This is a genomic window from Teichococcus coralli (genome assembly GCF_009829925.1).
GTDB classification, from domain to species: domain Bacteria; phylum Pseudomonadota; class Alphaproteobacteria; order Acetobacterales; family Acetobacteraceae; genus Pseudoroseomonas; species Pseudoroseomonas coralli.
In genome coordinates, this window is the sequence record NZ_SNVJ01000053.1 from 1 (window position 1) to 4,207 (window position 4,207).

The 4,207-nt window shown below is 54.9% G+C and carries 3 protein-coding genes; all 3 read right to left on the reverse strand.

The genetic code is table 11. The annotated features are described in order from the left end of the window. Window positions 1–6: 6 nt before the first annotated feature. The gene (locus tag E0493_RS22830) at window positions 7–597 is read right to left on the reverse strand and encodes a recombinase family protein (RefSeq protein ID WP_160939563.1); all 591 of its coding nucleotides are present in this window, start codon (window positions 595–597) and stop codon (window positions 7–9) included. Between the two features lie 1,031 nt (window positions 598–1,628). After that, complete coding sequence (locus E0493_RS22835; RefSeq protein WP_160939564.1) at window positions 1,629–3,005, reverse strand: hypothetical protein; 1,377 nt, start codon at window positions 3,003–3,005, stop codon at window positions 1,629–1,631. Between the two features lie 404 nt (window positions 3,006–3,409). Further along, window positions 3,410–4,207 (reverse strand): hypothetical protein (locus E0493_RS22840; RefSeq protein ID WP_235914001.1); only part of this gene is annotated, 798 nt, incomplete at its 5' end.

Sequence of the window (4,207 nt, forward strand, 5' to 3'; positions counted from 1 at the left end):
ATTCAGTCAGGCCGGAAACCGCTCTAGCGATACCGCACCGGCTTTCCGTAGCTCCGCAATGACCGCAGAAAGGTCCTGCGCTCTCGTATTGGCCTTCGCAGTGCGGGCCTCAGCGCCCCTCACAGACCCCACTAGGCGGTTGGCGAGGTTATGCCTCCCTGCTTGCCCCAGGAGCGTCCCACGGGCCTTTGCAGCAGTCAGGGCAGCCTTGGTCCTCTCGGAGATCATGCGGGCTTCGTTCTGCGCCACGACAGCCATTATGCCCACGACCATCTCATTGGCATCGGGCATGTCAGCCGCCTGGAACTTCACCCCGGCATCCCTGAGGTTCAGCAGGAAGGCAGCATTGCGAGAGAGCCTATCCAGCTTGGCAATCAGCAGGGTTGCCCGATGGAGACGACAGGCAGCCAGGGCGGCTTCCAACTGCGGCCTATTGGCTCTCTTGCCGCTCTCCACCTCGACATACTCAGCGACGATGCGACCACCCACAGAGGCCGCATGGCGCTCCACGGCTTCCCGCTGCGCTTCCAGGCCTAGCCCTGAGCGCCCCTGCTTGCTCGTGCTGACCCGGAGATACGACACCAGCTTGATCGCCATGGTAGCCCCCGGATGACCTGTTACGTCATCTTAGACGACCGTTTTAGATAATGTAATGGCTGATTGGTGGTCCCGGCGTCTCTGAGAGATTTTGAGAGCGCCTTGCAGCAGTAGAAGGTTATAGCGGGCAAGCTTCAGGCCATTGTGTGTGTAAGGCAAGTTTCTCCGAAGGCGCAGTGCAGCTTCCGTATCGCCCGTGATCCCTGCAAGCTCCAACGAAATTAGGTTGTTGATCTCCTGTTCCTTGTACAACCGAACATACTTTTCAGCGTTCGCAATGCGCTCCCTGAGCGGCCTAGGCATGGTTTGTCTCTGTGTGGTGGCTTATCAACTAACCAACGAACCCCAGGGATGTTCCGTAATCTCCCACGAGCTACAGGGGGAGGCCTGTCCTGTCTCTCACAAGAAGCCCTAGACCCAGATATCCCGCACCTGACAAATTATCCTGTTATGGCAACGATTATTGCCGACATAGACCCCCCGTAGGAGCCACCCCACCCGGCTTCGCAAAAACCGTAGCATCCTTATTACTGATTATTGGCTGTCTGGATGGGACCCTAGTTCACACCACAAGGCCCCCCCTTGGGGATGCTCCCCTACCATTCCGCAGAGACAGAGGCATGAGAGGAACGTACAGACTCCCCTGGCATACAGCGGTGGCAGCAAGGCATCTTCCTATCGCTAGAATAGGTCATATGTGCCTTGAAACCGGACTATAGAGGCTGGCCGCTATAGGGGTAGCGGGGCCTCCCTCAGAAGCCGTTTTCGGGCCACTACGCAGCAGTAGAAACGGGTGTTTGGGATGGCCGTAGATCCTTCCCAGGCAAATTCTTCGCTGACCGCATCACGTGGCCCCTTTTGAGGCCTTTCGTAGTCTCCCTGGCAATTTGGGTGGCGGGCACCCTCCGAAAAGCTGCTGGAGGCCTGCACCCTAACTAGGGAAATGGCTGTCTAGGAGGCCCGTAGACCTCCCTTGTCACGCCCGAGGACTGGCCCGTCGCGGTATTGAACGGTTTAATTAGGCTCTATCATCAGGAACCCCGAGAAGGGCGCTCCACTTCGAGCCGAGGAATGATCTTGGCGACATGCCGGTAGGAGCCTTCTAGGCCTGCCTTTGCGGCCTTCTCGGCAGATGCAGGCACAATCAGCCCATCATGCGTAGGCAGTGCCAAATGTCCTGCTGCACGGACGTATGCTATGGCGCCACTGATAGCCCGCGCCTCGATGCCTTGAAGGTAGAGAGAAACAAGCCTGTCCATGTGCGTGCCATAGGCCGCCCTGAGGTCGTCAGGGATGATGGAGGACATCTCAGCGAGAAAGGGGTATGTCCTCAGCATCCCCGCATGGATGGCGTGAGGATCACAAGCCTTCTTGATTTTCTCAGCCGTATCCCTGGACCATGTGGAAAGCATCTTGCCTCTTCCTAGGCTGATGGTCATCCATAGTTTGACAATCTTCCTGTCTGTGCCAGGAACGACGTCATAGAGATCACCATCAGGAAGAGGTTTACCGAGGAGACCATGGAGGATGGCTAGCTGTGAGGAAGACACATCTACCTCAACCACGCTCTCCCCATTGATATGGATATCGTTGATCCGGTCTTCCTCGTGCATAGTGAGATAGGCGGCAGTTTTGTCATTCCCTGCGGCATACCAGCGGGCCTGAAGACGCCAGTCTGCGGTGAAGACCCGATACCAGCGAGGCGGAATACAGCCCGTTACCTCTATCGTCTCCGCATAGGCGTTGTGTGCCTCAGTTTCTCGCTTGATCTTCTGGTAGACAGGATCGTTGGGATTGATGGGTAGTGGCCTACCCTGAACCTTCTGTCCGTTCTTTCTTTGAGAGAAATCCCGAAGCTCAACCAATTCGGGAATCTTTGGGGGTGTCCTCGGAGGATCAGCCTTGAAGGCCTGCTTCACGGCACCAGCGGGCAAACCATGGGCCTCAGCAAGCTTCAGAAGCTTATCGGTAGGCCAGAAACGAGATGCCCTGCCCGCCCAAATCGGCCCATCTCCGAAGTCCGCAGCAGGGAACCTGATCCCGGGAGTCATTCCAATATAGCCCAGAGCTACCAGGGCATCCCTGGCAGAGGCGAAATGCCGGTAGCTGACGGATAGGCCGGAAAAGGTGTTCGGAGAGACCGGCTGATAGACATAGCTCGGAACTGCTCCTGCCCAGCACCTTAATGCGCCACCCACCAGCGCACCCACAGCACGCCGGAGGGGTGCAAGCCCTGATCTTCTCTGCCGCTCCCTGTCAGGTGCCTCCAGGGCCACAACCTGATTGAAGACATGCTCCACAAGGGAATTAGCCTCAGGGGTCCTAGGGACCAGTGACAGGGCTAAGGCCTTAGCTAAAGCTAGAAGAGTTTCATCTGGCTCTACGGGAGGACTGATGTAGGTGTTCATGAACCAGGATAGTATCAGACCATCCTTAACGTTACTAGATACCTCCAGGTTCCCACTGATAGCCTTATAGGGCTGTCATAGACTCATCCATAAGCAACCTAGGTACGCAGTGGACAATGACAGTAGATTACTGGTTATAGACTGACTGTGGACCTGCTGAAGCAAATCCATGGACGCCTTACATCAATCTCCCCTTCCATCAATCAATCAGGATTACAAGGGAAGCTCTCAGGGGCGCCCTACAGACCACCTTGTCTTCCCGGTGGAGGCAGCCGGCACCCCTCAGAAGCCTCTAAAGGCCTCTAGAGGCACACGGAAAATGGCTGACTAAGGTGAGAGCCCGATCAGGACTGGCCAAGATGGGTGGAAAGCGAGCAATGTTGCAAATTAAAATGTTTTCCAAGTCAAAAGAAAGGCCGTTCGAGAATTTCTGACGTTCGAACCTCAAAAATGAAACCGAAATTAGTAATTACCTCTCTTACGACTCCATCAAACCAGGAGGGAGCAAATGGAGACACAGCGACGCTTTGAATAATTTCTCCTAAATCAGCCGGAATCAGCTTTCCGCTATCTGATATATTGTCTTCATTTTTGACAACTACTCTCACTTCGTTTTCGTGACTGAGTGATGCTCGCTTGCAAAATACCCTGTAGTGGGGGTCTGCAAAGCTCTTCCGGAAATCGAGATAATGCACACGCCCTACAACGGACGAAGGTTCGTTTTCAGTTGCGTCCCAAAGTGCGCGCACTGTGGTTTGGACAGCAACTCCGGCCGTGGCAGGTGGGCAATAAAGCCTCCATAAGGCCTCTGATTCGCCAGTGTTGGCGTGCCAGCAACTCACGAAACTCGTTCGGTCGCGGCTGCCGATTGATTTCCAATCCCTGAGAAGACGTTGAGCTCGGTCCTCAATATCTTCTGGAGAAAATTCAATCGTAGATGCACCTGGAGGCGATGTTATGGCGCTTCGGAAGAAATTAAGATAGAATCTGTCCCACTCCTCTTCCCGCTTTCCCAGACCAGTTGCGCCCTCGAACGAATCTTCCAGCTTATCCACTCTAGGAAAGTAAAGCCCTTTCTGGGTCAGCATGGCCACGAATTTTGCGAAATCCATGTATCGCCACACTTTAGTATCGTCAGGCACCGAAATGTTCAGGGTCTCGGTCACGCCTGCATAAAAGCGTCTAACGAAACCCGCTGAAGC